This is a genomic window from Burkholderia sp. BCC0397, from assembly GCF_902832865.1.
Lineage (GTDB): Bacteria > Pseudomonadota > Gammaproteobacteria > Burkholderiales > Burkholderiaceae > Burkholderia.
The window spans coordinates 100,942-123,930 of sequence record NZ_CADFDL010000019.1; the positions used below are offsets into that span (position 1 = coordinate 100,942).

The following is a 22,989-nucleotide window of genomic DNA, read 5'->3' on the forward strand; positions in this document are numbered from 1 at the left end:
CATGAATCGATCGATTGACTGCTTTCCCGCGTACGCCGCCGCTCCCGCGCGACGGCGCGGACTTACATCGGCTTGACCACCATCAGGAAGTAGACGCTCAGCATCGCGAAGAACGCCGGATATCCGAGCAGTTCCCAGCGCTTCGCATAGCGCCAGTAGCGCTCCGGCAACGCGGCGTCGCCGTTCGCGTGCGCGAGCTTCGCCATCGATGCAAGTTCGAGCTGCAGCCACACGACCGGCAGCCAGCACGCACCGGCGACCGCGTACAGCACGATCGACGCGAGCAGCCACGGCGTATGCCACGGCCAGCCGGCCGTGTGCGCGAGCCACAACCCGGACGCCGGCTGGAAAAGCACGGCCGGCGTCGTGAACCACCAGTCCGCGCGCACCACGAGCCGCGACACGGCCGCGATCGCGGGCACCGACCGCGTGCGGTTCGCGAAGAACAGGTAGAACGCGGTGCCGAACCCCGTGCCGACCAGCAGCACCGAGGAGAGGATGTGAAGCGCCTTGATGACGAGATAGGTATTCATGCGTGTTCTTCTTCTGAAAACAGGATCAACAGGATGGCGAGAATCGGCACGTTCTTGAGCACGGGGCCGAACGGTTCGGCCAACAGGCCCGGCATCGTGACCGCGATGACCGCCGAATACGCGACGATCAGCGCCGCTTGCGCAGCCCACAGGCGCCGCGACGGCGCGACGACGGTCGCGATGCCGAACGCGAAATCCAGCGCGCTGGCCGCGTAAAGCGCGATCAGTGCGGGCAGCCCCGTCAGATGTGCAGGCGCAAGCAGCGCGAGGCTCGCGTGCAGCGGATGGATGAATGCGCTGGCGATCGCCGTCCAGATCCATACGATCGCGAGCGCGCCCCGCAGTAACGGGCGCCGCCACATCGCGAGCGCGTCGCGGCGCAGCGCGGCGGCGTCCGCGCCGATGAAGCTGCCGATACCGCGCGGCGGCCGGCCGAGCACGGCCGCGGTGGCCGCCGGATCGCCGGTGTTCCCGCCGCGCAGCATCGTCCACGTGTCGCGCGTCAGCATCGCCCCCGGCAACACGCCGAGCAGTGCGGCCGCCGCGCCGACCAGCGGGCCGGGCAGCGTCACGCGGGCCGCCGGCGAAAATCCGAGCGCGGCGCGGTAGCCGGCCAGCATCTCGCGGTATTCGACTTCGTCGCGGCCGACCACGTCGATCACCCGGCTGCCCGCCGCCTGCGAATCGCCCGCTGGCACGACGAGCCGCGCAACGACTTCGACGAGATCGTCGACATGCACCGGGCGCAGCCGCTGATGGCCGTCCGCCGGCAGCACCTGCACGGGCAGGCTCGCGAGCATCCGGAAAAACCGCGCGGACGCGCCGGCCGCCCCGTAGACGAGCGCGGGGCGCACGATGCGGAAGTCGATCGGCAGCGTCTGCAGAAAACGGTCGGCCGCCTGCTTGCTCGCGAAGTACCGCGTATCGCCGCGCTCGACCCCGAGCGCCGAGATCTGGATCACGCGCCGCACGCCGGCACGGCAGCACGCGGTAAAGAGCGCGCACGGCGCGGCGCGATGCACGGCGTCGAGCGTCGCGCCGCGTCGGTCGGCCAGCATGCCGACCGCGTTGATCACGACGTCGACGCCCTTCAGCCGCGCCAGCCACGCGTGCGGATCGACGTCCTGCGCGAAGTCGATCGCGACGTCGTGCGGGCCGACCGCGCGACGCACGCCGCGCAGCACGCGATGCCCGCCGGCTTCGAGCCGCGCGCACAGCGCCCGCCCGATGAAGCCGTTCGCGCCGCAGACGAGCACGGTCATGCCGCGTGCGCCGGTGCGCTCGGGCGGGCAGGCCGACGGCAAGGCTGCGTTCATTTTCATCCTCTATTTACAGTTATTTCTGTACAGACAGAAATAACAACCCCTAAAAAAGCGGGCTGCGTGCCCGCTCTCCCGTTTACCGCCTACTTCGACGACTTGCGCCTGACCGTCTGGCTGATCTTCGCGCCGATGCCCAGCGCCTTCATCAGCGTATCGGGCTTGAGCCGCAGCATCTCGTCCGACCAGGTCGTGAGCGTCTCGACGAACTGCAGCGTGTCGCGAATGCGCTGTTCGGTCTCGCGGCTCTCGTTCGCGATCTCCGGATTCGTCAGGCAATCGCGCAGCACCGTGAGCGTCGGCTCGATCTCGCGCTGCCGCCGCCCTTCGACGATCAGCTTGAACAACTCCCAGATGTCGGTCGACGTCTCGAAGTGGTCGCGGCGATCGCCCAGCACGTGCACGACCTTCGCGAGCCGCCATGCCTGCAGCTCCTTCAGGCTCGTGCTGACGTTGGAGCGCGCGACGTTGAGCGTCTCGGCGATTTCGTCCGCTGCCACCGGCCGGCCGGCCAGGTAGAGCAGCGCGTGGATCTGCGAGACGGTGCGGTTGACGCCCCACCGCGAGCCCATTTCGCCCCAGTGGAGAATGAATCGTTCGGCAATCGGTGTGAGTTCCATGTCCGGAAATTTATTCATTTCAGTTATTTCTGTCAAGAGAGAAATAACCGGGCGATCCGGCACCTTCCGGCCGCGCCCGCCCGCGATCGGCCGCTTCCTTTACAATGCGCGGGATTTTTCCGATTTCAGGCCGTCCCCGCCTTTCTGATAGACAGAGGTTTCCATGATCATCAAACCGCGCGTGCGTGGCTTCATCTGCGTGACGACTCATCCCGTCGGCTGCGAAGCCAACGTCAAGGAACAGATCGACTACGTGACTTCGCACGGCCCGATCGCCAATGGCCCGAAAAAGGTGCTCGTGATCGGCGCGTCGACCGGCTACGGCCTCGCCGCCCGGATCTCGGCCGCATTCGGCTCGGGCGCGGACACGCTCGGCGTGTTCTTCGAGCGCGCCGGCAGCGAAACGAAGCCGGGCACGGCCGGCTGGTACAACAGCGCCGCGTTCGAGAAATTCGCCGCCGAAAAGGGCCTGTATGCGCGCAGCATCAACGGCGACGCATTCTCCGACAAGATCAAACAGGTCACGATCGACACCATCAAGCAGGATCTCGGCAAGGTCGACCTGGTCGTCTACAGCCTCGCGGCGCCGCGCCGCACGCACCCGAAGACGGGCGAAACCATCAGCTCGACGCTCAAGCCGATCGGCAAGGCCGTCACGTTCCGCGGCCTCGACACCGACAAGGAAGTGATCCGCGAAGTGTCGCTCGAACCGGCGACGCAGGAAGAGATCGACGGCACCGTCGCGGTGATGGGCGGCGAGGACTGGCAGATGTGGATCGACGCGCTGGATGAAGCCGGCGTACTGGCCGACGGCGCGAAGACCACCGCGTTCACGTACCTCGGCGAGCAGATCACGCACGACATCTACTGGAACGGCTCGATCGGCGAAGCGAAGAAGGATCTCGACAAGAAGGTGCTGTCGATCCGCGACAAGCTGGCCGCGCACGGCGGCGATGCCCGCGTGTCGGTGCTGAAGGCCGTCGTCACGCAGGCCAGCTCGGCGATCCCGATGATGCCGCTGTACCTGTCGCTGCTGTTCAAGGTGATGAAGGAAACCGGCACGCACGAAGGCTGCATCGAGCAGGTGTACGGGCTCCTGAAGGACAGCCTGTACGGCGCGACGCCGCACATCGACGAAGAAGGCCGTCTGCGCGCGGATTACAAGGAACTGGATCCGCAGGTGCAGGCGAAGGTCGTCGCGATGTGGGACAAGGTGACGAACGAGAATCTGTACGAGATGACCGACTTCGCCGGCTACAAGACCGAGTTCCTGCGTCTGTTCGGCTTCGAGATCGCCGGCGTCGACTACGACGCGGACGTGAACCCGGACGTGAAGATCCCGGGCATCATCGACACGACGGTCTGACGGCACGACCCGCCGCCACGCTTGCGGCGGGTCCGCATTGCCGGCGGCGTCAACGCGGCGCCGGTTCTTCCAGATAGACGCCCGACGACAGCGTGGCCTTCACCTGCCGCGTGAACTCGTCGGTCGACACTTCCTCCGCCCCCGCTTCGAGGGCGTCGTACGCCTGGCGCACGACGTCGGCCGGCGTGGCCTTCGGCACGTCGAGGCCGGCCGTCAGGTCGGTATCGATGAAGCCGGCATGCAGCCCGACCACCTGCGTGCGCTGCTCGCGCAGCGAATGGCGCAGCCCGTTGGTCAGCGCCCATGCGGCCGATTTCGATACGCCGTAGCCCGACAGGATCGGCCGGTTCACCCAGCTCGCGACCGACAGGATGTTCAGGATCGCGCCGCCGCCGTGGGCCGCGAGGGTTCCCGCAAACGCCCGCGACATCGCCAGCATCCCGAACACGTTTGTCTCCAGGTGAGCGCGCAATGCGTCGACCGCGCCGTCGTCGGTCAGGCTGCCGAGCCGCGCGATGCCCGCGTTGTTGATCAGCAGCGTGATGTCGCGCGCCACATCGGCGGCCGCGGCGACCGCCGCCGGATCGGTCACGTCGAGCTTCACGGGCACGACGCCCGGCAGCGTCACGCTGGCCGGATCGCGCGCCGCCGCGTAGACCTTGCGCGCCCCTCTGGCGAGCGCCTGCTTCGCAAACTCGAGGCCAAGCCCGCGGTTCGCGCCCGTGACGAAAACGACTGCACCTTCGATCTTCATGACCCATCCTTTCGGAGATTCGATCCCGTGCGCGCCGGTTCGCCGCACGCTCGGGATCCGGTGAAAAACCACGCTGCCATCGCGTACCGAACCGTTGCACCGCCGGTGCCGAAAGCCAGGCCGTCCCGCCGCCCGCGCCTCGCCGCACCCTAGACCCTGATCAACGTCGATCCGTGCCGCACCGGTTGCTTCGCTTCGTCCGCGAAGTCGGCTACACTCGAATCTCAATGTCGATCACCATCGTCTTTGCGATGCATGGTGCCAGCGTGATGCCGGCGCGTCAATGGTGATCGCCATTGTGTTTTTCAATCGACGCAATTGCCGGAACGAGGGAGGGATCGATGGGCGTCTCGAGACAACAGGCGGCGGAAAACCGCAACGCGATCGTCGCGGCCGCCGAGCGGCTGTTTCGCGTGCGCGGCGTCGACGCCGTGGGATTGACGGAGCTGATGAAGGAGGCAGGCTTCACGCAGGGCGGCTTCTACAACCACTTCAAGTCGAAAGACGCGCTGGTCGCCGAAGTGATGGAAAAGGCGATGCACGACCGCGCGGATTCGCCGAACGCCGGCAGTCTCGACGCGCAGGTGGCCGCGTATCTGTCGCCCGCGCATCGCGACAACGTCGAGGGCGGGTGCCCGCTGTCCGGCTTCGCGGGCGATGCGCCGCGGCTGACCGATACGGCGCGCGCATGCTACGCGCACGGGCTCGCCGCGTATCTCGATCGACTGGAACGGATGGTGGCGACCGACGGCGCCACGCCGGAGCAGACGCGTCGCGACGCGCTTGCGGTCTTCAGCCAGATGGTCGGTGCGCTCGTGCTGTCCCGCGCAATCACCGGCAGCGATCCCGCGCTGGCCGACGAGATTCTGGACGCGGGGCGGGACGCGCTGACCGGCCGACGCGGCGATTCGGTCACGTCGGCGTAACGGCGCGCCCTTCGACGCAGCGCCCACGCCCTTGTCGCGCTATTCGATTGCCCGCGCGGCATCCCACAGCGGCTGCGTGCCGCGCGCCGCATTCCACGCGGCAAACTGCGTGCGCCACGATTCGAACGGCTCCTTCAGCGGATGACGCGGATCGTCGCTGAGCGCATACGCCATCCCTTCGATCAGCCAGCGCGGTTTGGTCAAGACGGCGAGGTTGCCGAGCACCTCCGCCTGGCGGTGATGGATCAGCTCGTGCGCGAGAAAGTAGGTCTGCCAGCCGCGCGGCGCGATCACCACGCCGAAATCGCCGAGCGTCAGCGCCGCCCGCGTGCCGAGGCCGAATGCGTCGGCGCACGTGCGCGTCGAGCAGAACACGACGCGCGGTGCGTCGCGGAACGCGCCGACGGCCACCGCCGCGCGCGCGTAGCCATCGCGATAGAGCTGTTGCGCGTCGCCGAGCTTCGCGGCATCGTCCGTGCAGATGTCGGCGCTCGGGCACGACACGCCGGGAACCAGCGCGGGTGCGACGACGCGCAGCGGCTTGACGAGCGCATATGCGGCAATCGGCAGCGCGACGAGCAGGCCCGTGAGGGCGAAAGCGACATGGGAGCGTTTCATCGAGGCGGCGGTTTCGTGGCGTGTCGTTGGCGTCTTTCTGCGCGAACGTGAATATATCGGACCGGGGCGCCCGGTTCTGCTTTTCTTTCTGGCGGGTTTCCGTTCGCGAGGCGGCTGCCGGCACGCTCGGGGCCCCGCCGCATACGACTGACACGTGCCAAGCCCGTCACACGACGTGCCCCGTACGCGTATCGCCAGCGCCTGCTCCCCGTCGGCTCCAGCGCACCCCCAACCACAGCAACGCAACGCTACCCACGAACAAAAGCCCCTCGACCAGCACGGTATCGACGTGCCAGTAGCGCGTCAGCAGCACCGCGGCGAGATCGAACACGAAATGGAGGGCGATCGCATACACGAGCCAGCGTTTCGCGCCGCGCACGAACGCCTGCAGCACGATCAGCGACAGCCCGACATGCGCGGCCATCGCACTCACGCGCTCGAACAGCGCGAGAAACGGCGACGCGAGCGTCATCCCCGCGAACTGCGATCCGATCAGCGACTGCGCGCCTTCAGGCACGACGAAGCCCGCATGCGCGAGCAGGTAGCCGGCGCCGAGCACGACAAACCCGGCACCAACCAGCAACATCGCCTCCAGCCCGCCGTGCCCGAGCCCGAGCATCACCGCCGTCTGCGCGTCGTGCCGCTTCGGCAGCAGATACCGGAACGCGACCCAGCGCCCGCATTCCTCGAAGAGCCCGGCCGTCAACGCCGCGAACACGAGCATCGGCAGATGCCAGCGCGGCTCGGTCCCGAGCCAGTGGAACAGCGGCGCCTGCCACGACAGGCGCAATACCGGCTGGAACACGAAGAAGGTCAGCATCCCGTAGCAAAACACGCGCAACGGCACCTGCGTGCGGCGACGCCACACGACAGCAAGCCACGCCGGCGCGATCAATGCCACGACACCGGCCGCAAGCGTGGCGAGCAGCAGCGCCGGAGCGACCGGATGCATGGTCGACGCGGTTACGCGAGCTGCTTGTGGAAAAACGTCGTCGCGCACAGCGCGCCGTCGGGCATCAGCGCATAGTTCGGCACGATGCCGACGCGCTGCCAGCCTGCCCGTTCATACAGCCGCTCGGCGTCGCCGCCCGTCACCGTGTCGAGCACGAGCACGGTCTTGCCGGCGTCGCGCGCGGCCGCGTCGGCCGCCGCCATCAGCCGCGCGGCGATGCCCTGCCGGCGCGCATGCCGCGACACGAGCATCTTCGAGATGTCCGCGCGATGCGGCTGGTTCTCGGGCTGCGCGGTCACGACCTGCACGGTGCCGGCGATCCGGCCGGACGCATCCTCGGCGACGAGCAAAATGCGCTCGTCGTTCGCGACGCCCTCGGCCACACGCGTCCAGAACGCGACGGCGGTGTGCCGCTCGATCGGCAACATGAAGCTGACGGACGCGCCGCCTTCGACGCAATCGATCAGCACGTCGGCCAGCGCATCGACGCAGGCCATCGCTTCGCTCGCGCCGACGCGGCGGACGGTAACAGGTTCGGTCATGCCATCTCCGGTAATCAGGTGGGCCGCACGCGCGGGTTCGGCATGGGCTGGAATCGGTACGAACGCCGGCCAGGCATCGAGGCTCGCGCGACGACGGCGGGCGTCCGGCAACGCGGCGCCCGGTCGGCGCGTGTTACCGCCCCATCATCGTACGCGACGGAAATTTTCGCTGCATCGGTTTCGACATCGCCTACACTTAGCCAAATGGATAACATTCAACCCGGCATCAGCGACGTGTTCCATGCCCTCGCCGACCCGACGCGCTGCGCGATCGTCAGCGCGCTCGGCCAGGGCGAGCGGACCGTCTCCGCGCTGGCAGCGCCGTTCGACATGGCGCTGCCGTCGTTCATGAAGCATGTCGCCGTGCTCGAGCGCAGCGGCCTCGTGGCAACCCGGAAAACCGGCCGTTCGCGCACCTGCGTACTGGTCGGCAGCCGGCTGACCGAGGCCGAGGCATGGCTCGCCGCACAGCGCGCGCAGTGGGAAGCGCGATCCGATCGTCTCGTCGAATTCGTCGAACGCCGTCACCAGGAGGAGCAAGATGTCAGCCAGCCACGTCGAACCCGCTGAAGCCCACGATCTCGTCATCACGCGTACGCTGCGCGCGCCGCGCCACGCGCTGTGGCGCGCATGGACCGACCCCGAACTGCTGAAGGAATGGTGGTGCCCGAAGCCGTGGACCACCGAGGTGCGCGCGTTCGACCTGCGGCCGGGCGGCGCTTTCCATACGTTCATGCGCGGCCCCGACGGCGGCACGAGCGACAACCCCGGCTGCTTCCTCGAAATCGTGCCGGAATCGCGCATCGCGTTCACGTCGATGCTCGCGGGCGGCTGGCGGCCGCAGACGCCGTGGCTGGGCTTCACGGCGATCGTCACGATGGCCGACGACGACGCGGGCAGCCGCTACGAGGCGCGCGTGATGCATCCCGACGCCGCGACGCGCGAGCGCCACGAAGCGCTCGGTTTTTTCGAGGGCTGGAACACCTGCATCACGCAGCTCGACGCCTTCGCCGCCACCCTGCGCTGAACGTCGCTTCGCGTGCGGTCATTGCATGCCGCCGCGCCCGCGTCTAGGATTCCTGAAGAAGGCATGACGACACGCCGGACGCCGGCGTGCACCGTCGCGCGCGCTTCGCGGGAGGCAACATGTTGCACACGCACACGCATTCGACCCGGGTCAGCCGGCACCTGAACGCCCCGCGCGGGCGCGTCTACCGCGCGCTGCTCGACCCGCACGCGGTCGAGCAATGGAAAGTGCCCGACGGCATGACCTGCCGCGTGCACGCATACGACACGCGCGAAGGCGGCGCGCTGCGCGTGTCGCTGAGCTACGACGCGCCGTCGGCCGACACCGGCAAGACCACCGCGCACACCGACACCTATCACGGCCGCTTCGTCACGCTCGTGCCGGACCAGCAGATCGTCGAGATCGATGTATTCGAAACCGACGACCCGATGCTGCGCGGCGCGATGACGATCACGATCACGCTGTCCGACGAAGCGGGCGGCACGCGCGTGGACGCCGTGCACGACGGCGTCCCGCCCGGCGTGCCGGCCGCCGACAACGAGACCGGCTGGCAGATGGCGCTGGCGCGGCTCGCGGCGCTGGTGGAGGCCGCCTAGCGCCGTTCGCGCCGGCGACGGAAAACGGTGCGGCAGCGCGAAACGCCGCCGCGTGCGACACTGACCCGCACCCGCCCCACCCGGATCCGCCCGAGGAGACACCCGCGATGAACGCCGCGCGCACCGCCAGCTGGTATTTCGATTTCGTTTCGCCGTTCGCCTACCTGCAACAGGAACAGTTCGACCGGTTGCCGCCCGCCGCCGCGTTCGAGCCGCGGCCGATCGTGCTCGGCGCGCTGCTCACGCACTGGGGCCAGAAAGCGCCGGCGGAGATCGCGGCCAAACGCGTGTTCACCTATCGGCATGCGCAATACCGCGCGGACAAGCTCGGCATTGCGTTCCGGATGCCGCCCGCGCACCCGTTCAATCCGATCAAGCCGCTGCGCCTCGCGATCGCGATGGGCAGCTCGCGCGACGCGATCCGGCGGATCTTCCGGCATATCTGGCGCGACGGCCAGGACGTCTCGACGCCGGAAGGCTTCGCCGCACTATGCGAAGCCGTCGGCTTTCCGGAAGGCGTGACGGCCGTCGAGGCCCAGCCGGTCAAGGACGCGCTACGCGCGAACACCGATCGCGCGATCGCCGACGGCGTGTTCGGCGTGCCGACCTTCGCACTCGACGGCGACCTGTTCTGGGGCGAGGACGCGACCGACATGTTCGTCGACTGCGCGACGTCGCGCGCGTGGCTCGACTCGCCCGAAGTGCGCCGCATCAGCGCGCTGCCCGAAGGAATCCGGCGCGGCTGACGGCGAACCGCCACCCGGCGCCGCCCGCTTCAGCCGTCGCGCCCTTCGACGAGCATCGGCACGGCCTCGCGCATCATCGCGGCGAACCGCACGAGCCGCGACGGATAGAACTGCGCATGCGGATAAGTCAGGTAGACGGGCAGCGGCGGCGCCTGCCATTCGGGCGCGAGGTGCACGAGATCGCCGCGCGCGAGATCGTCGGCCAGCATCCATGACGATCCGACGCACGCGCCGACGCCCAGCAGCGCCGCGCTGCGCAGCGCATACAGGTTCGCGGTCGTGATGCGCGGGCGGATCGCGATGCGCCGCGTGTCGCCGGTGGCCGCATGCGTCAGCGCGAGCTCGGTGCGGTAGTACGTGCGCAACGCGAGCCACGGCAGCGCGGCGAGCGCGTCCGGATCGGCCGGCACGTCGGCGCCGTTCAGCACGGACGGCGCGGCGACCACGAAGCGCGGCACCTTCGTCAGCCGGATCGCGACCACGCCCGGATCGGTCGGCTCGCCGACCTGGATCGCGCAATCGATGCCGCTGCCGACGAAATCGCGCACCTCGTCCTGCAGCAGCCACTCGACCGACACCCGCGGATAGTCGTGCAGGAACTGCGCGAGCGGTGCGACGAAACGCTGCTGCCCGAACGCGTGCGGCACCGCGACGCGCAGCAGCCCGTCCGGCTCCTCCTGCGCGCCGCGCAAATCGGCCTCGAACGCCGCCCAGCTCGCCAGCAGCTCCTTCGCCCGCTTGAAGCACCGCTCGCCGTCGACGGTCAGGCGCATCGTATGGGTCGTGCGTTGCAGCAGCCGCATACCGAGCGAACTTTCCAGCGCCTGCAGCCGCCGGCTGACGGTCGGCTGCGTCGTATGCAGCTGGACGGCGGCCGCCGACAGGCTGCCGGCCTCGACTATGCGCACGAAGGTTTCCATCAGCTCGAAACGATAGCCGGCGCCGTCCACCGGCACCGCCTGAATGCGCCGAGACCCGCCAGCAGCGGGAGAGGAGGGAGTTTTTTTGGTCATTCGTATAGCGTATAACAAATCTGCGCGAGGCGGCACTACCGTCGCCGGCCGCGTACCGCCACACTCGCGTCCATCCCATTCTTCAACCGAGGATGTACGCGATGTCCACCCCGACCCGTCTCGACACCGCGCCCCGCGTGGCGCACGCCCCGGCCCATCCGGCCGCCCATTCGATGCCCGATCGCCGGCTCGTGCTGCTGCTCGCGGCCGCCGCCGGCCTCGGCGTCGCCCCGCTCTACTACGCGCAGCCGATGCTCGGCGCGCTCGCGCCCGATCTCGGCGCGTCGGCGCGGGCGATCGGCTTCGTGCCGACGCTCACGCAGCTCGGCTATGCGCTCGGCATCCTGCTGCTCGCGCCGCTCGGCGACCGCTTCGACCGGCGCCGCGTGATCGTGACCAAGGCCGCGGCGCTGGTCGTCGCGCTGCTGCTGGCCGCCATCGCGCCGTCGCTCGGGCTGCTGCTCGCGGCGAGCTTCGCGATCGGCCTCGCCGCGACGATGGCGCAGGACGTCGTGCCGGCCGCCGCGACACTCGCGCATGACGCGCATCGCGGCCGCATCGTCGGCACGGTGATGACGGGGCTGCTGCTCGGCATCCTGCTGTCGCGCGTCGTGGCCGGCTTCGTCGCCGAGACGGCCGGCTGGCGCGCGATGTTCGCGCTCGCGGCCGTCAGCGTCGCCGCGATCGGTGCCGTGGCCGCACGCGGGTTGCCGCGCTTCGAGCCGACCACGCGGCTGCCGTATCGCGCGCTGATCGGCTCGCTCGGCGCGCTGTGGCGCGACCATTCGGCACTGCGCCGCGCTGCTCTCGCGCAGGGGCTGCTGGCCGTCGGTTTCAGCGCGTTCTGGTCGACGCTCGCGGTGATGCTGCACGGCGCGCCGTTCCACCTCGGCAGCGCGGCCGCCGGCGCATTCGGCCTCGCGGGCGCCGCCGGCGCGCTGGCCGCGCCGATCGCCGGGCGCCTCGCCGACCATCACGGCCCCGAGCGCGTCACGCGGATCGGGATCGGCATCGCGACGGTGTCGTTCGCGTCGATGGCCGCTGCGCCGCTGATGTCGCCGCATGCGCAGCTCGTCCTGCTCGTGGTTGCGACGATCGGCTTCGATCTCGGCGTGCAGGCCACGCTGATCGCGCACCAGTCGATCGTCTACCGGATCGATCCCGCTTCGCGCAGCCGCCTCAACGCGGTGCTGTTCGTCGGCATGTTCATCGGGATGGCGGCCGGCGCCGCGATCGGCAGTTTGTTGCTCGCGCAACTGGGCTGGAATGCGGTGACCGCGCTGGCCGTCGCGACGTCGCTGGCCGCGCTCGTCGTGCGGGTGTGGCGCAACTGAAGTCGGGCATCGCGTCACGCTGGCGGGCAAGCCTACGAGGCTTGTCCGCATTTTTTTATTTTTGATCGGCGCGCGCATGACGCTGCGCCGCCCGGCAGATTTACGCCGCTCCGGCACGGCAATCATTCATCCGGCGCAAGGTCCGCACCGACCTGCCGAATTGTCCAGTTCACCCAAATATTTTTTCCGGCATCCGTGTACGCCCGCACGCAAACGTCGGACGATTCGACCCTGCCGCACCGCACGGCGCTTCCCCATCCGGCCCCACCACACGGCCCCGGTTTATCAGGGGATTCCCGGTATTTTTTCGCATTTTCTTCGAAATAACGGGTGACATACTTGCCCCCCGTTGCGCTCCGTGCGAGCGCGCTTTCCGATCCAGCCGGCCGCCTGTCATGCGCTGCGCGTCCGCCCGGGTCGCACAGGACATGAACAATTTCGACACCCCGATCCAGATCTTCCTCACCCACGTGACGTTCGGCCCGTTGATGACTCACGCGATCCGCGTGGTCGCGGGCCTCTACACGTTCAAGGGCTTCGTGCTCATTCCGGTGCTGTGCTGGTTGTGGTTCCAGCCCGGCCCGAACCGCGAGCGGCAACGCGAGCTGGTCGTCGCCACCGTCGCGAGCGGGCTCATCGCGCTCGCCGTCGGCCGCGTGCTCGCGCAGGTGCTGCCGTTCCGCGTGCGGCCGATCTACAACCCCGACCTGCACCTGCACTTTCCGTCGGCCGGATTGCGTGCGGCGACGCTGCAGACATGGAGTTCGTTTCCGAGCGATCACGCGATGCTGTGGATGGCGATCGCGACCGGCATCTTCATCATCGCGCGCCGCGTCGGCGTGCTTGCGCTGCTTTATGCGGTCGTGTTCATCTGCGTGCCGCGCGCGTATCTCGGCTTTCACTACCCGACCGACCTGATCGCCGGCGCGGCGATCGGCATCGCGCTCGCATGGCTGCTGACGCGCGACGCCATTCGATCGCGCTTCGCGCCGCAGGTGCTGGACGCGATCCGACGCTTCCCCGCGCCGGCCTATACGCTCGCGTTCCTGCTGTGCTTCGAGCTGATCACGCAGTTCGACGAACTACTGACGCTCGCGCAGTCGGTCACGCACACGACGATGTAACGGAACGAAACCGCGATGCATCCGCTGCTGTCGTCCCGACGTCCGGGCACCCGCTGCCGGCCCTGCGCGGCGGCATCGCGCCGCGCGCAGGTCGCGCCCCGCACCATCGCCGCGAGAGCGGCCGCCACCGCGCCCGTCAGTCGCGATCGGGCGCGCCGAGCGGAAAGAACGAACGATACGGCCGCGCTTCGTCGACCGCACGCGCGAACGACGGCCGCGCCAGCAGCCGCTTGCGGTACGCGATCACGTTCGCGAACGACGGATCGATCCGGTGCGTCCAGTCCGCGTAGAACAGGAACGGCGCCGCGCCGCAGTCGGCGAGGCTGAAACGGTCGCCGGCCGCCCATTCGCGATCGGCCATCGTCTTGTCGAGCCACGCATACGACGTTTCGAGCATCGCGCGCGCGTCGGCCACCCCGCGCGCATCGCGTTCGGCTTCCGGCCGCAGCGCATCGAACACGACCTTCTGCTGCGGCGTCGCCACGTAGTTGTCGAAGAAGCGGTCCATCGTCCGCACCTCGAGCGCGGCGCGCGGATCGTCGGGCAGCAGGCGCACGGGGCCCGGATGGTTCAGGCCGAGATACTCGATGATGATCGACGCCTCGATCACCGTGCGGCCCGCGTCGACGAGCACCGGGAAGCGCTTCAGCGGCCACAGCGCGGTCAGTTCCTGCATCGGCTTCGGATCGTCGTGCGCGAGCACGCGATACTCGAACGGCGTGCCGTTCTCGTACAGCGCCGTGAGCACTTTCTGGCAGTAGGACGAAAAGGGATGGGCGTAAAGCGTCGGCATCATGACGTGGTCTCTCAGGGTTTCGGCGCCGCGTCATGCGGCGCCACATGATCGGATACCTTGACGACGGGCGGCGCCCGGCCGTTTCGACATCGATCCGGAATTTTTTTCGAGGGACTGCCTGGGCCGCTACGACCGGCCGTCCATCACGACGCGCCCTTCCGCACGCCAGCGCAGCATCCCGCCGCCGAGATTCGCGACCGCGTCGAAGCCGGCCTTCTTCAGGATCACCGTCGCCTGCGCGGAGCGCCCGCCGGCCCGGCACACGGTCACGACCGGCCGGTCGCGCGCGATCTCGCCGGTGCGCGCGGCCAGTTCGCCGAGCGGAATCGGCGTCGCGCCGGGCAGATGGCCGAGCGGGCCCGCGAATTCGTCCGGCTCGCGCACGTCGACGATCTGCACGGCCGGCAGATGATCCTCGAGCCATTGCGGATCGATTTCCCAGAAACCGGCGAACGTATAGACGAGCGGCGCCCAGTCGGCGGCCGCCTGCGCATCGGGCGCGTTCGCGGCGACGCCGCATTGCAGGTTCGCCGGCACCGCGACGTCGATCTGGCGCGGATGCGCGAGCCCGAGGTTGCGCATGTAGCCGGCGAAATCGTCTTCGCTGAGATCGCCGCCGAGGCGCGGGTTGAAGCGCCGCTCCTCGCCGACACTCGTCACCGTGAGCCCGCGATAGTCGTGCGCCGGATACAGGAGGCACGTAGCCGGCAGCGTAAAGAGCCGGCCATGCACCGCGCGATACAGCGCGCGCGGGTCGCCCTGCTGGAAGTCGGTGCGGCCGGTGCCGCGGATCAGCAGGCAATCGCCGGTGAACGCCATCGATTCGTCGTCGAGCACGAGGCTGATGCAGCCGCTCGTATGGCCGGGCGTCGCGCGCACGGTCAGGTAGCGCGCGCCGAATGCGCAGCGGTCGCCGTCGTTCAGGTAGCGGTCGGCGCCCTGCGCGCCGCTCGCGGCCGAGATCGCGATCGCGCTGCCCGTGTGCTGCTTCAGGAGCCACGCGCCCGTCACGTGATCGGCATGCACGTGCGTGTCGACGGTCGCGACGAGCCGCAGCCCGAGTTCGTCGAGCAGCGCCGCGTCGCGGCGCACCTGCTCGAACACGGGATCGATCAGCAGCGCTTCACGCGAGGCGCTGTCGGCGAGCAGATACGTGTACGTCGACGATTGCGGGTCGAAAAGTTGCCGGAAGATCATTGCTCGGTTGCTCCGTCACTTGTTCTTCAGTGGGGTGTAGTCGGATCGGCATACAGCATATCGTCGTCGGGCGTCGGGCGTCGGGCGTCGGGCGTCGGGCGTCGGGCGTCGGCATGATGACATCGCCAGCGCGCGAACAGCATTGAGGCCGCCGCGTTTCGCACATTCATACAGCGTAGATCAAAATGCCCGCGCCGCAGCGCATCCCATACGCGGCAACCGATTCCGTCGACGAATCGCGCACGGCGGGACGATGCGCCGCGCCGGGACGGCAGCGCACGCTGCCTTACACTACCGCCTGTTCTCGTCTCCGATCACAGGAATTCCACTGGCATGTCGATGACGATCGATCCGAAGCAGGCCGCCGCGCTGCTGGCCGTCGCCGACACCGGCAGCTTCGAGCAGGCGGCCGTGCGCCTGCACGTGACCGCGTCCGCCGTCACGCAGCGGGTCCGCGCGCTGGAAGCGAGCCTCGGCACGCCGCTCGTGCTGCGCACGCGGCCGTGCCGCCCGACGGTGGCCGGGCAGCGGGTGCTGCAGCATCTGCGCCGCGTCGCGCTGCTGCAGGCCGACCTGCAGAGCACGCTCGCGACCGAGCGCGAATCGCCGATCTCGGTGACGATCGCGCTGAACGCCGACAGTCTCGGCACATGGTTCCTGCCCGCGCTGACGTCCGTGCTCGCGGGCGAGCGGATCCTGTTCGAACTGATCGTCGAGGATCAGGATCACACGTTCGCGCTGCTCGAAAGCGGGATGGCGGTCGGCTGCGTGACGACCGAGCCGAAGCCGATGCGCGGCTGCATCGCGACGCCGCTCGGCACGATGCGCTACCGGCTACTCGCGGCGGCCGCGTTCGCGGTGCGCTGGTTTCCGCGCGGGCTGAACCGCACGAGCGCGCGCCACGCGCCCGTCGTCGCGTATTCGCGGCGCGACACGCTGCAATCGTCGTTCCTGAAGGAGAAGTTCGGGCTGCCGGACGGCGCGTACCCGTGCCACTACGTGCCGGGCACTCATTCGCACTTCGCGGCGGTGCGGCACGGGCTCGGCTACGCGATGGTGCCGGAGCCGCTGATCGGCACCGCGCCGCTCGATACGCAGGGGCTGGTCGATCTCGCGCCCGCGCATCCGACCGACGTCACGCTGTACTGGCACGCGTGGACCGTGCAGTCGCCGACGATGGCGTCGCTGTCCGCGCGGGTGGTCGAGGCGGCGCGCCGGCTGCTCGCGCCGCTGCCGTAACGCGCAGGCTGGCGAGCGGGTGATCGACACTGCCGGCGCGCTACGCACCGCGACGAGAAAGTCGGCCGCGCCGCCTATACTTTTTCCATCGGCCTCGCGAACGCGCCGCGCGGCCGATCATCCAGGTCCGGCCGTTCCCTTTCATGTGAGGAGAACATCATGTCCCGCCGCTATATCGATTGCCGCGAGTTTCCCAGTGCGATGAATTGCTCGGTCGCAATTTCCGCCGACTCCGACAACGAACTGCTGGAGGCCGCCGTGCAACACGCGGTCTCGGTGCACCAGCACACCGACAGCGCCGAACTGCGCACGCAGCTTAAATCGCTGTTCCGCGACGGCGCGCCCCCCGTCGACACGCCGCGGCAAGCGTAATCCGCCGGCACGGCAAAGGTCGACCGGCAACGCGCCGCGTCACCCCTCCGTGTGTTGCGTCATGCTGCGTCGCGCCGGCCCGTCGCCGGCCGGCGCCTTCCGCTTCACGCGCGACGCTGCGCGAAATACGCGCCGACCGCGCCGAGAAACGTGTCGATGTCCGCGCGCGACACGTCGCAATGCGTGACGAAGCGCGACGCATACAGCATCTGCGTGAGGATCCCACGTTCCTTGAGCCACGCCTCGAGCGGCGCGCAATCGGCTTCGGGGAATTGCGCGAACACCATGTTCGTCGCCTGCGACAGTACCTTCACCGAATCGATGCGCGCGAGGCCGGCCGCGAGATGCGCGGCATTCGCGTGATCGTCCGCGAGCCGCTCGACGTTGTGATCGAGCGCATACAGGCACGCCGCCGCGAGAATGCCCGACTGCCGCATCCCGCCGCCCAACACCTTGCGCCAGCGCTGCGCGCGCTCGATCAGCGCATGGCTGCCGACCAGCACCGAGCCGACCGGCGCACCGAGCCCTTTCGAGAAGCAGATCGACACGGTGTCGAACGGCGCGCACAGCGCGGCGATCGGGCGACCCGACGCGACAGCCGCGTTGCAGACGCGCGCGCCGTCGAGGTGCGTGGACAGCCCGCGGCTGCGCGCGAACGCGACGGCTTCCTGCACATAACCTTCCGGCAAGACCTGGCCGCCGATCGTGTTTTCGAGCGCGAGCAGGCGCGTGCGGGCAAAGTGATTGTCGAGCGGCTTGATCGCCGCGGCGATCTTCGCGAGCGGCAGCGTGCCGTCCGGCGCGTTCTCGATCGGTTGCGGCTGGATGCTGCCGAGCACGGCCGCGCCGCCGCCTTCGTACTTGTAGGTGTGCGCGAGCTGGCCGACGATATATTCATCGCCGCGCTCGCAATGCGACATCAGCGCGGCCAGGTTGCTCTGCGTGCCGCTCGGGAAGAACAGGCCGGCTTCCTTGCCGGCCCGCTCGGCCGTCACCGCCTGCAGGCGCAGGACGGTCGGGTCGTCGCCCCAGACGTCGTCGCCGGTCTCGGCGGCAATCATTGCAGCCAGCATCGCCTGGCTCGGACGTGTCACGGTATCGCTGCGTAAATCGATCATCGCTGTGCCCTGAGTAAACGCGAGCCGGAACCGATGCGCCCGGCCCTGCCGAAACGAGACTGAGAGTGTACGCAATTCGCGCGGCGGCTGCCGGCCGCCGCCGCGCCTCCGATTCCGCACGCGCGACGTCGTTCCGATGACGCGACGCGCCATATTGACGCACGTGCGTCAGACCGCCACGCCGCGGCCACGCGCGCCGCGAACGGCCTTCTTGATACGAATCAACGATTTATCCCGAAATGGCGTGCGACAGGTTGGACATCTGCGACGAGTTGGCGCATTTCGCGGTGCAACATCGCGATCCATACTCCAGCCAACCCCGATGCCTGTCGGCCGGGGGCCGCCGGCACCCGCCGGCGGGTATCGTCAGCCTCGGTCAACTGGTATGGACACCGCATTTTCGGCCCTCGATCTGGCCCGCCTGCAATTCGCGTTCACCGTCTCCTTTCACATCGTCTTCCCGGCGCTGAGCATCGGCCTCGCCAGCTTCATCGCCGTGCTCGAATATCGCTGGCTGAAGACCGGCAAGCAGTACTACAAGACACTCTGCCTGTTCTGGTCGAAGATCTTCGCGGTCGCGTTCGGGATGGGCGTCGTCTCCGGCGTCGTGATGAGCTATCAGTTCGGCACCAACTGGTCCGGCTTCTCGAGCTTCGCCGGCGCCGTCACCGGCCCGCTGCTGATGTACGAGGTCATGACCGCGTTCTTCCTCGAAGCCGGCTTCCTCGGCATCATGCTGTTCGGCTGGAATCGCGTGAGCCCGCGCGCGCACTTCGGCGCGACGCTGATGGTCGCGATCGGCACGCTGATCTCGACGTTCTGGATCCTCGCGTCGAACAGCTGGATGCAGACGCCGCAGGGCTTCGAGATCGTCGACGGCCGCGTGGTGCCGACCGACTGGTTCGCGATCATCTTCAACCCGTCGTTCCCGTACCGCCTGTTCCACATGGCGATCGCCGCGTTCATCGTCGCCGCGCTGGTGGTGGCCGCGACGGGCGCGTGGCACCTGCTGAAGGGCCGCCGCGACCAGGGCGTGAAGAAGATGTTCTCGATGGCGCTGTGGCTGCTGCTGGTGCTCGCGCCGCTGCAGGCCGTGATCGGCGACCAGCACGGCATCAACACGCTGAAGCACCAGCCCGCGAAGATCGCCGCGATCGAAGGGCTGTGGGAAACCGAAAAGGGCGGCACCGCGCTCAACCTGTTCGGCATCCCGGACATGAAGGCCGAGACGACCCGCTACGCGGTGAAGGTGCCGCACCTCGGCAGCCTGATCCTCACGCACAGCTGGGACGGCGAGATCCGCGGGCTGAAGGACTTCCCGCCGCAAGACCGCCCGAATTCGACGGTCGTGTTCTGGAGCTTCCGGATCATGGTCGGCCTCGGCTTCGCGATGATCGGCCTCGCCGCGCTCGCGTGGCTGCTGCGCCGCCGCGGCCGCCTGTATGAATCGAAGTGGTTCCAGCGCTTCGCGCTCGTGATGGGCCCGACCGGTTTCGTGTCGCTGCTCGCGGGCTGGGTGACGACCGAGGCCGGCCGCCAGCCGTGGGTCGTATATGGCGTGATGCGCACCGCGCAGGCCGTGTCGCCGCTGTCGGTGCAGCAGGTCAGCCTGTCGATGATGACGTTCGTGATCGTGTACTTCCTCGTGTTCGGCACCGGCGTGTACTACATGCTGAAGCTGATGAAGGCCGGCCCCGCGCTGCCCGACGTCAAGCACGACGACAAGCCCGACACGCGCCCCGATCACACCGCGCGCCGCCCGATGTCGGCCGTCGACGAGCTGATCGAGACCGTCTGAGCCCACTCCTTTCGCATACGAGAAAACCTATGGACGTCACCGTAATCTGGGCCGCGATCATCGCATTGGGGCTCTTCATGTACGTCGTGCTCGACGGCTTCGACCTCGGCATCGGCATCGTCTTCCCGTTCTTCCCGGACGAGAAGGAACGCGACCTGATGATGAACACGGTCGCGCCCGTGTGGGACGGCAACGAGACGTGGCTCGTGCTCGGCGGCGCCGGGCTGTTCGCCGTATTTCCGATCGTCTATTCGACCGTGCTGTCGGCGCTGTACCTGCCGCTGATCTTCATGCTGGTGTGCCTGATCTTCCGCGGCGTGTCGTTCGAGATCCGCGCGAAGGCGCGCCGCACGAAGCAGCTGTGGGATCTCGCGTTCATCGGCGGCTCGGCCGGCGCGACGCTGTTCCAGGGGATCGCGCTCGGCGCGTTCCTGCAGGGTATCGACGTGAAGAACGGCGTGTACGCCGGCGGCGCATTCGACTGGCTCACGCCGTTCAGCCTGCTGACGGGCCTCGGCCTGATCGTCACGTACGCGCTGCTCGGCTGCTGCTGGCTCGTCGCGAAGACCGAAGGCGACCTGCAGCGGCGCCTGCATCGCGTCGTGTGGCCGCTGACCGTCGTGCTGCTCGGCTTCATCGCGATCGTCAGCCTGTGGACGCCGCTGCAGGATCCGGCCATCGCGCAGCGCTGGTTCGATTCGGGCCTGTTCTGGCGCCTGCTCCCGGTGCCGTTCCTGGTGGCCGCGTGCGCGGTATGGATGCGCCGCGCCGTGCGCAACCGGCACGACATGACGCCGTTCGTGCTCGCGCTGGCGCTGGTGCTGCTCGGCTACGTCGGCCTGCTCGTCACGCTGTTCCCGTATGCGATTCCTCAGACGATGACGATCTGGGAAGCGGCGGCGCCGCGTTCGAGCCAGACCTTCACGCTGGTCGGCGCAGCGGTTATCCTCCCGATCATCATCGCCTACACGACGATGGGTTATTGGGTATTCCGAGGCAAGGTGCGCCATGAAGACCAGCATTACTACCACCACTGATTCCGCCGACCGCCCGCCCGAGGCGCCGCGGCCGCGGATGCGCGGCTGGATGTGGTTCGTCGTACTGTGGGCGGGCGGCGTGATCGGCGCCGTCACGCTCGGCTATGCGTTCAAGATCTTCATGAACCTGACGCTGTTTGCGGTGAAATAGGCGGAGCGGCCGCCCGGGGGGAACGACGGCCCGGGCGGCCGTTTTGTCGTTGGGCTGCGGCTTCGGCTGGCTGCATCCAGGCCGCAATAACGAGGAACCCGCGGACGACACATCCCGCCCGGCTACGAGCTCTGTCGCACCACACCCAATTTAAGCCCCAGCATGCCGAAGACGCGATTCATCGTCTGTACCGTCCCGTCGCTGCGACCCTGCTCGATATCCTGAATCGTCTTGGTCGATACGCCGGCCAGCTTGGCCATTTCGGCACTCGTCAACCGCATCGTCTTCTTCAGATGACGCACCGATTCGCGCAGCGTCCATTCAGGGTGCGCAAGAACCTCCTCGATCGCTTGCCGCCGCAGTGCGAGCTGCTCGGGAAGCGGCATCGTGTTATAGCGTTTGTCCATGGTGCCATCCCCGTTTAGCGCAGCGCATTCAGTTCGCGCGCAAGCCGCTCCAGGCCCGGTTTAAGAAACGCATGCACATCGGCCTCCAGCCCAAGATCCGCCCCTTGATCGGCGATCTCCTGCAAGCGCGGTGCCATTGCACGCAGCCGCGCCTGCAATGCATCGCGATCGAGCACCGGTTGCTCGCTCCCCGCCCAGGATTCGCTCGGCCGGACCACCGTGTCAAGCACTCTCGCCCAGTCCGGCCGGCCACCGTCATTTCCCTCCCAGCGAATGCGTCGGGCAATGCCATCCGGATGCAGATACATCGGCGCAAAGTCGAAAAGCGGCGTCAACGCGATGCGCCCTTGGAAATCGCGTTGCAACGCGGTGTTTCGCGCATGATTATCCTTATTGCCCAACGCAAGATTGGCGACGTCGCGACACAAGTACTCCGCAACCTCGGCTTGGGGATCCGTACATTGCCGTACGAGATGCGCGCATACCTCGTCGTGACTCGGCACGACGCCGAAGCCGGCTTTGCCCGTCAACGAAGCAATGCTTTCCTGGGCGAACCGGACAACGCCGTCACCCACTCGCGCGCGATCGAACCGCGGAATGAACAGCGCCCGATCACGCAGCGTCAGCGGTGCATGCACGCGCAGACCAAGACGCCGGGCCAACGCCATGTAGGGCGCTTCGTGGCGCAGGATCTGTGCAAGACTCTCGTTGCTGCCACGTCCGAACTTGACGATGTAGTGTGCAACCGCACGCTCGTCGGGCAGCGTGTGATCGAGGTAGAGCAGCCCATCGTCGGCGCGGGTCAGCAATAGCTTCGGCCATTCACCCTGCACACCCAAGGAGCCTGCAACGAAGAATCCGTGTTCGGCGAGATATTCGCTGAATGCGTCTCCGCGCATGGCGACGTCGTCGTCCGTGAAACCTTGCTGCGGCCCCTGTCGCTCGGCAAGCCACTGCGCGGCTTCCTTGATCCGCAGATTACCGATCGAATTGCCGGCTCCCGCCAGCAGTAATGGCCAATCGGCACGCTCCTCAGCCGTTTCCGGCAAATCGAGGCGGCGCAACAGTTCTTGGCGACCGAAACCCTGGGGCAACAAATCGATCAGGAAAACCGGCCAATGGGATGTCACCAGCGGCTCGAGTTCGACGGGAAAGGTGCACGACATCGCATGCGCATCGCGCGCAGTCTGATGACGGACGATCCATTCAACGCCGTAGCCCGAGTAGGCGCGAGCGTGCCATCCTTCATCAGGCTCGCCGAACAAGGTGACGCTGCCGATGTCGTGCCAGTGACCGGCGGCGTGAAGCTGAATGGTGCAGGAATTCATCATTTCGGCAAAAATCTATACAGATCATATCTCTCGATATGAATAAAATATATAAATTTCTACCGAAATGCAAACT

The 22,989-nt window shown here is 67.8% G+C and carries 26 protein-coding genes; 13 read left to right on the plus strand and 13 right to left on the minus strand.

The features are described from left to right. Positions 1–62: 62 nt before the first annotated feature. From HWX03_RS34340 to HWX03_RS34350, 3 genes are all read right to left on the minus strand, one after another. Positions 63–533, minus strand: coding sequence for a DUF2269 domain-containing protein (locus HWX03_RS34340; RefSeq protein WP_174385657.1), 471 nt, complete (start codon positions 531–533; stop codon positions 63–65). Next, positions 530–1,849 carry an SDR family oxidoreductase gene (locus HWX03_RS34345; RefSeq protein ID WP_175874349.1) on the minus strand — a complete coding sequence of 440 codons (1,320 nt, stop codon included), beginning with the start codon at positions 1,847–1,849 and terminating at the stop codon, positions 530–532. Before HWX03_RS34345 ends, HWX03_RS34340 begins: the two co-directional genes overlap by 4 nt. An 89-nt stretch (positions 1,850–1,938) precedes the next feature. Next, positions 1,939–2,472, minus strand: a complete 534-nt coding sequence (locus HWX03_RS34350; protein WP_069749293.1) for a MarR family transcriptional regulator — start codon at positions 2,470–2,472, stop codon at positions 1,939–1,941. Between the two features lie 163 nt (positions 2,473–2,635). Between HWX03_RS34350 and fabV the strand changes: the two genes are divergently transcribed. Beyond that, on the plus strand, positions 2,636–3,838 hold the full coding sequence (gene fabV, locus HWX03_RS34355; RefSeq protein ID WP_174429403.1) for an enoyl-ACP reductase FabV: 1,203 nt from the start codon (positions 2,636–2,638) through the stop codon (positions 3,836–3,838). A 49-nt stretch (positions 3,839–3,887) separates the two neighbouring features. On the opposite strand, the gene HWX03_RS34360 is transcribed toward fabV, so the two are convergent. After that, on the minus strand, positions 3,888–4,592 hold the full coding sequence (locus HWX03_RS34360) for an SDR family oxidoreductase (RefSeq protein WP_175874350.1): 705 nt from the start codon (positions 4,590–4,592) through the stop codon (positions 3,888–3,890). A 341-nt stretch (positions 4,593–4,933) separates the two neighbouring features. Here HWX03_RS34360 and HWX03_RS34365 point away from each other — a divergent pair, with 341 nt between their 5' ends. After that, positions 4,934–5,518, plus strand: coding sequence for a TetR/AcrR family transcriptional regulator (locus tag HWX03_RS34365; RefSeq protein ID WP_175874351.1), 585 nt, complete (start codon positions 4,934–4,936; stop codon positions 5,516–5,518). A gap of 39 nt (positions 5,519–5,557) precedes the next feature. Here HWX03_RS34365 and HWX03_RS34370 read toward each other — a convergent pair whose 3' ends face one another. The 3 genes from HWX03_RS34370 to HWX03_RS34380 all read right to left on the minus strand — a co-directional run bounded on the left by HWX03_RS34370 (position 5,558) and on the right by HWX03_RS34380 (position 7,630). Further along, positions 5,558–6,136: a hypothetical protein gene (locus tag HWX03_RS34370; RefSeq protein ID WP_174429405.1), complete on the minus strand. Its 579-nt coding sequence runs from the start codon at positions 6,134–6,136 to the stop codon at positions 5,558–5,560. Between the two features lie 166 nt (positions 6,137–6,302). Next, positions 6,303–7,088, minus strand: coding sequence for a YhfC family glutamic-type intramembrane protease (locus tag HWX03_RS34375; protein WP_175874352.1), 786 nt, complete (start codon positions 7,086–7,088; stop codon positions 6,303–6,305). A gap of 11 nt (positions 7,089–7,099) precedes the next feature. Continuing rightward, the gene (locus tag HWX03_RS34380) at positions 7,100–7,630 is read right to left on the minus strand and encodes a GNAT family N-acetyltransferase (protein ID WP_175823585.1); all 531 of its coding nucleotides are present in this window, start codon (positions 7,628–7,630) and stop codon (positions 7,100–7,102) included. 204 nt (positions 7,631–7,834) lie between these two features. Here HWX03_RS34380 and HWX03_RS34385 point away from each other — a divergent pair, with 204 nt between their 5' ends. From HWX03_RS34385 to HWX03_RS34400, 4 genes are all read left to right on the plus strand, one after another. After that, a complete protein-coding gene (locus tag HWX03_RS34385; RefSeq protein WP_175874353.1) occupies positions 7,835–8,200 on the plus strand; it encodes a metalloregulator ArsR/SmtB family transcription factor in 366 nt (121 codons plus the stop codon). Further along, complete coding sequence (locus HWX03_RS34390; protein WP_175874354.1) at positions 8,172–8,657, plus strand: SRPBCC family protein; 486 nt, start codon at positions 8,172–8,174, stop codon at positions 8,655–8,657. Before HWX03_RS34385 ends, HWX03_RS34390 begins: the two co-directional genes overlap by 29 nt. A gap of 119 nt (positions 8,658–8,776) precedes the next feature. After that, positions 8,777–9,253 carry an SRPBCC family protein gene (locus HWX03_RS34395; RefSeq protein ID WP_175823588.1) on the plus strand — a complete coding sequence of 159 codons (477 nt, stop codon included), beginning with the start codon at positions 8,777–8,779 and terminating at the stop codon, positions 9,251–9,253. Between the two features lie 107 nt (positions 9,254–9,360). Then, on the plus strand, positions 9,361–9,999 hold the full coding sequence (locus HWX03_RS34400; RefSeq protein WP_175874355.1) for a 2-hydroxychromene-2-carboxylate isomerase: 639 nt from the start codon (positions 9,361–9,363) through the stop codon (positions 9,997–9,999). Between the two features lie 29 nt (positions 10,000–10,028). Here HWX03_RS34400 and HWX03_RS34405 read toward each other — a convergent pair whose 3' ends face one another. Continuing rightward, entirely contained in the window at positions 10,029–11,012 is a 984-nt protein-coding gene (locus HWX03_RS34405; protein ID WP_175874356.1) for a LysR family transcriptional regulator, read from the minus strand. Positions 11,013–11,113: 101 nt separating this feature from the next. On the opposite strand from HWX03_RS34405, the gene HWX03_RS34410 reads away from it, so the two are divergent. Together HWX03_RS34410 and HWX03_RS34415 are read left to right on the plus strand one after the other, a co-directional pair. Further along, a complete protein-coding gene (locus HWX03_RS34410; protein ID WP_175874357.1) occupies positions 11,114–12,346 on the plus strand; it encodes an MFS transporter in 1,233 nt (410 codons plus the stop codon). Positions 12,347–12,774: 428 nt separating this feature from the next. Next, positions 12,775–13,470: a phosphatase PAP2 family protein gene (locus tag HWX03_RS34415; RefSeq protein WP_175823591.1), complete on the plus strand. Its 696-nt coding sequence runs from the start codon at positions 12,775–12,777 to the stop codon at positions 13,468–13,470. Between the two features lie 136 nt (positions 13,471–13,606). Here the strand turns inward: HWX03_RS34415 and HWX03_RS34420 are convergent, their stop codons facing one another. Next, positions 13,607–14,266 (minus strand): glutathione S-transferase family protein, encoded by a 660-nt coding sequence (locus HWX03_RS34420; RefSeq protein ID WP_175874358.1) that lies wholly within the window; start codon positions 14,264–14,266, stop codon positions 13,607–13,609. A 126-nt stretch (positions 14,267–14,392) separates the two neighbouring features. Then, the gene (locus tag HWX03_RS34425; protein ID WP_175874359.1) at positions 14,393–15,463 is read right to left on the minus strand and encodes an MBL fold metallo-hydrolase; all 1,071 of its coding nucleotides are present in this window, start codon (positions 15,461–15,463) and stop codon (positions 14,393–14,395) included. A 333-nt stretch (positions 15,464–15,796) separates the two neighbouring features. Between HWX03_RS34425 and HWX03_RS34430 the strand changes: the two genes are divergently transcribed. Both HWX03_RS34430 and HWX03_RS34435 read left to right on the plus strand, forming a co-directional pair. Beyond that, positions 15,797–16,702: an HTH-type transcriptional regulator ArgP gene (locus tag HWX03_RS34430; RefSeq protein WP_175823594.1), complete on the plus strand. Its 906-nt coding sequence runs from the start codon at positions 15,797–15,799 to the stop codon at positions 16,700–16,702. A gap of 159 nt (positions 16,703–16,861) precedes the next feature. Further along, on the plus strand, positions 16,862–17,074 hold the full coding sequence (locus HWX03_RS34435; protein WP_174431199.1) for a DUF1059 domain-containing protein: 213 nt from the start codon (positions 16,862–16,864) through the stop codon (positions 17,072–17,074). A gap of 104 nt (positions 17,075–17,178) precedes the next feature. On the opposite strand, the gene ltaE is transcribed toward HWX03_RS34435, so the two are convergent. Continuing rightward, positions 17,179–18,192: a low-specificity L-threonine aldolase gene (gene ltaE, locus HWX03_RS34440; protein ID WP_175823595.1), complete on the minus strand. Its 1,014-nt coding sequence runs from the start codon at positions 18,190–18,192 to the stop codon at positions 17,179–17,181. A gap of 385 nt (positions 18,193–18,577) precedes the next feature. On the opposite strand from ltaE, the gene HWX03_RS34445 reads away from it, so the two are divergent. Genes HWX03_RS34445 through HWX03_RS34455 form a run of 3 tightly spaced genes read left to right on the plus strand, consistent with a single transcriptional unit; the run spans position 18,578 to position 21,178 of the window. Continuing rightward, positions 18,578–19,990 carry a cytochrome ubiquinol oxidase subunit I gene (locus HWX03_RS34445; protein ID WP_174431197.1) on the plus strand — a complete coding sequence of 471 codons (1,413 nt, stop codon included), beginning with the start codon at positions 18,578–18,580 and terminating at the stop codon, positions 19,988–19,990. A gap of 29 nt (positions 19,991–20,019) precedes the next feature. Further along, positions 20,020–21,027, plus strand: a complete 1,008-nt coding sequence (gene cydB, locus HWX03_RS34450) for a cytochrome d ubiquinol oxidase subunit II (RefSeq protein ID WP_175823597.1) — start codon at positions 20,020–20,022, stop codon at positions 21,025–21,027. Beyond that, positions 20,999–21,178, plus strand: a complete 180-nt coding sequence (locus HWX03_RS34455; protein WP_034187692.1) for a hypothetical protein — start codon at positions 20,999–21,001, stop codon at positions 21,176–21,178. The genes cydB and HWX03_RS34455 overlap by 29 nt, the downstream gene beginning before the upstream one ends. A gap of 122 nt (positions 21,179–21,300) precedes the next feature. Here the strand turns inward: HWX03_RS34455 and HWX03_RS34460 are convergent, their stop codons facing one another. Next, complete coding sequence (locus HWX03_RS34460; RefSeq protein WP_175874360.1) at positions 21,301–21,585, minus strand: helix-turn-helix domain-containing protein; 285 nt, start codon at positions 21,583–21,585, stop codon at positions 21,301–21,303. Positions 21,586–21,599: 14 nt separating this feature from the next. Next, positions 21,600–22,916 (minus strand): HipA domain-containing protein, encoded by a 1,317-nt coding sequence (locus tag HWX03_RS34465; protein ID WP_175874361.1) that lies wholly within the window; start codon positions 22,914–22,916, stop codon positions 21,600–21,602. Between the last annotated feature and the right edge of the window lie 73 nt (positions 22,917–22,989).

What these genes read in the sequence shown, in the direction of transcription:
- HWX03_RS34340 (WP_174385657.1), bottom strand. Translation starts at nt 533, where the DNA reads ATGAATACCTATCTCGTCATCAAGGCGCTTCACATCCTCTCCTCGGTG.
- HWX03_RS34345 (WP_175874349.1), bottom strand. Translation starts at nt 1,849, where the DNA reads ATGAACGCAGCCTTGCCGTCGGCCTGCCCGCCCGAGCGCACCGGCGCA.
- HWX03_RS34350 (WP_069749293.1), bottom strand. Translation starts at nt 2,472, where the DNA reads ATGGAACTCACACCGATTGCCGAACGATTCATTCTCCACTGGGGCGAA.
- fabV (WP_174429403.1), top strand. Translation starts at nt 2,636, where the DNA reads ATGATCATCAAACCGCGCGTGCGTGGCTTCATCTGCGTGACGACTCAT.
- HWX03_RS34360 (WP_175874350.1), bottom strand. Translation starts at nt 4,592, where the DNA reads ATGAAGATCGAAGGTGCAGTCGTTTTCGTCACGGGCGCGAACCGCGGG.
- HWX03_RS34365 (WP_175874351.1), top strand. Translation starts at nt 4,934, where the DNA reads ATGGGCGTCTCGAGACAACAGGCGGCGGAAAACCGCAACGCGATCGTC.
- HWX03_RS34370 (WP_174429405.1), bottom strand. Translation starts at nt 6,136, where the DNA reads ATGAAACGCTCCCATGTCGCTTTCGCCCTCACGGGCCTGCTCGTCGCG.
- HWX03_RS34375 (WP_175874352.1), bottom strand. Translation starts at nt 7,088, where the DNA reads ATGCATCCGGTCGCTCCGGCGCTGCTGCTCGCCACGCTTGCGGCCGGT.
- HWX03_RS34380 (WP_175823585.1), bottom strand. Translation starts at nt 7,630, where the DNA reads ATGACCGAACCTGTTACCGTCCGCCGCGTCGGCGCGAGCGAAGCGATG.
- HWX03_RS34385 (WP_175874353.1), top strand. Translation starts at nt 7,835, where the DNA reads ATGGATAACATTCAACCCGGCATCAGCGACGTGTTCCATGCCCTCGCC.
- HWX03_RS34390 (WP_175874354.1), top strand. Translation starts at nt 8,172, where the DNA reads ATGTCAGCCAGCCACGTCGAACCCGCTGAAGCCCACGATCTCGTCATC.
- HWX03_RS34395 (WP_175823588.1), top strand. Translation starts at nt 8,777, where the DNA reads ATGTTGCACACGCACACGCATTCGACCCGGGTCAGCCGGCACCTGAAC.
- HWX03_RS34400 (WP_175874355.1), top strand. Translation starts at nt 9,361, where the DNA reads ATGAACGCCGCGCGCACCGCCAGCTGGTATTTCGATTTCGTTTCGCCG.
- HWX03_RS34405 (WP_175874356.1), bottom strand. Translation starts at nt 11,012, where the DNA reads ATGACCAAAAAAACTCCCTCCTCTCCCGCTGCTGGCGGGTCTCGGCGC.
- HWX03_RS34410 (WP_175874357.1), top strand. Translation starts at nt 11,114, where the DNA reads ATGTCCACCCCGACCCGTCTCGACACCGCGCCCCGCGTGGCGCACGCC.
- HWX03_RS34415 (WP_175823591.1), top strand. Translation starts at nt 12,775, where the DNA reads ATGAACAATTTCGACACCCCGATCCAGATCTTCCTCACCCACGTGACG.
- HWX03_RS34420 (WP_175874358.1), bottom strand. Translation starts at nt 14,266, where the DNA reads ATGATGCCGACGCTTTACGCCCATCCCTTTTCGTCCTACTGCCAGAAA.
- HWX03_RS34425 (WP_175874359.1), bottom strand. Translation starts at nt 15,463, where the DNA reads ATGATCTTCCGGCAACTTTTCGACCCGCAATCGTCGACGTACACGTAT.
- HWX03_RS34430 (WP_175823594.1), top strand. Translation starts at nt 15,797, where the DNA reads ATGTCGATGACGATCGATCCGAAGCAGGCCGCCGCGCTGCTGGCCGTC.
- HWX03_RS34435 (WP_174431199.1), top strand. Translation starts at nt 16,862, where the DNA reads ATGTCCCGCCGCTATATCGATTGCCGCGAGTTTCCCAGTGCGATGAAT.
- ltaE (WP_175823595.1), bottom strand. Translation starts at nt 18,192, where the DNA reads ATGATCGATTTACGCAGCGATACCGTGACACGTCCGAGCCAGGCGATG.
- HWX03_RS34445 (WP_174431197.1), top strand. Translation starts at nt 18,578, where the DNA reads ATGGACACCGCATTTTCGGCCCTCGATCTGGCCCGCCTGCAATTCGCG.
- cydB (WP_175823597.1), top strand. Translation starts at nt 20,020, where the DNA reads ATGGACGTCACCGTAATCTGGGCCGCGATCATCGCATTGGGGCTCTTC.
- HWX03_RS34455 (WP_034187692.1), top strand. Translation starts at nt 20,999, where the DNA reads ATGAAGACCAGCATTACTACCACCACTGATTCCGCCGACCGCCCGCCC.
- HWX03_RS34460 (WP_175874360.1), bottom strand. Translation starts at nt 21,585, where the DNA reads ATGGACAAACGCTATAACACGATGCCGCTTCCCGAGCAGCTCGCACTG.
- HWX03_RS34465 (WP_175874361.1), bottom strand. Translation starts at nt 22,916, where the DNA reads ATGATGAATTCCTGCACCATTCAGCTTCACGCCGCCGGTCACTGGCAC.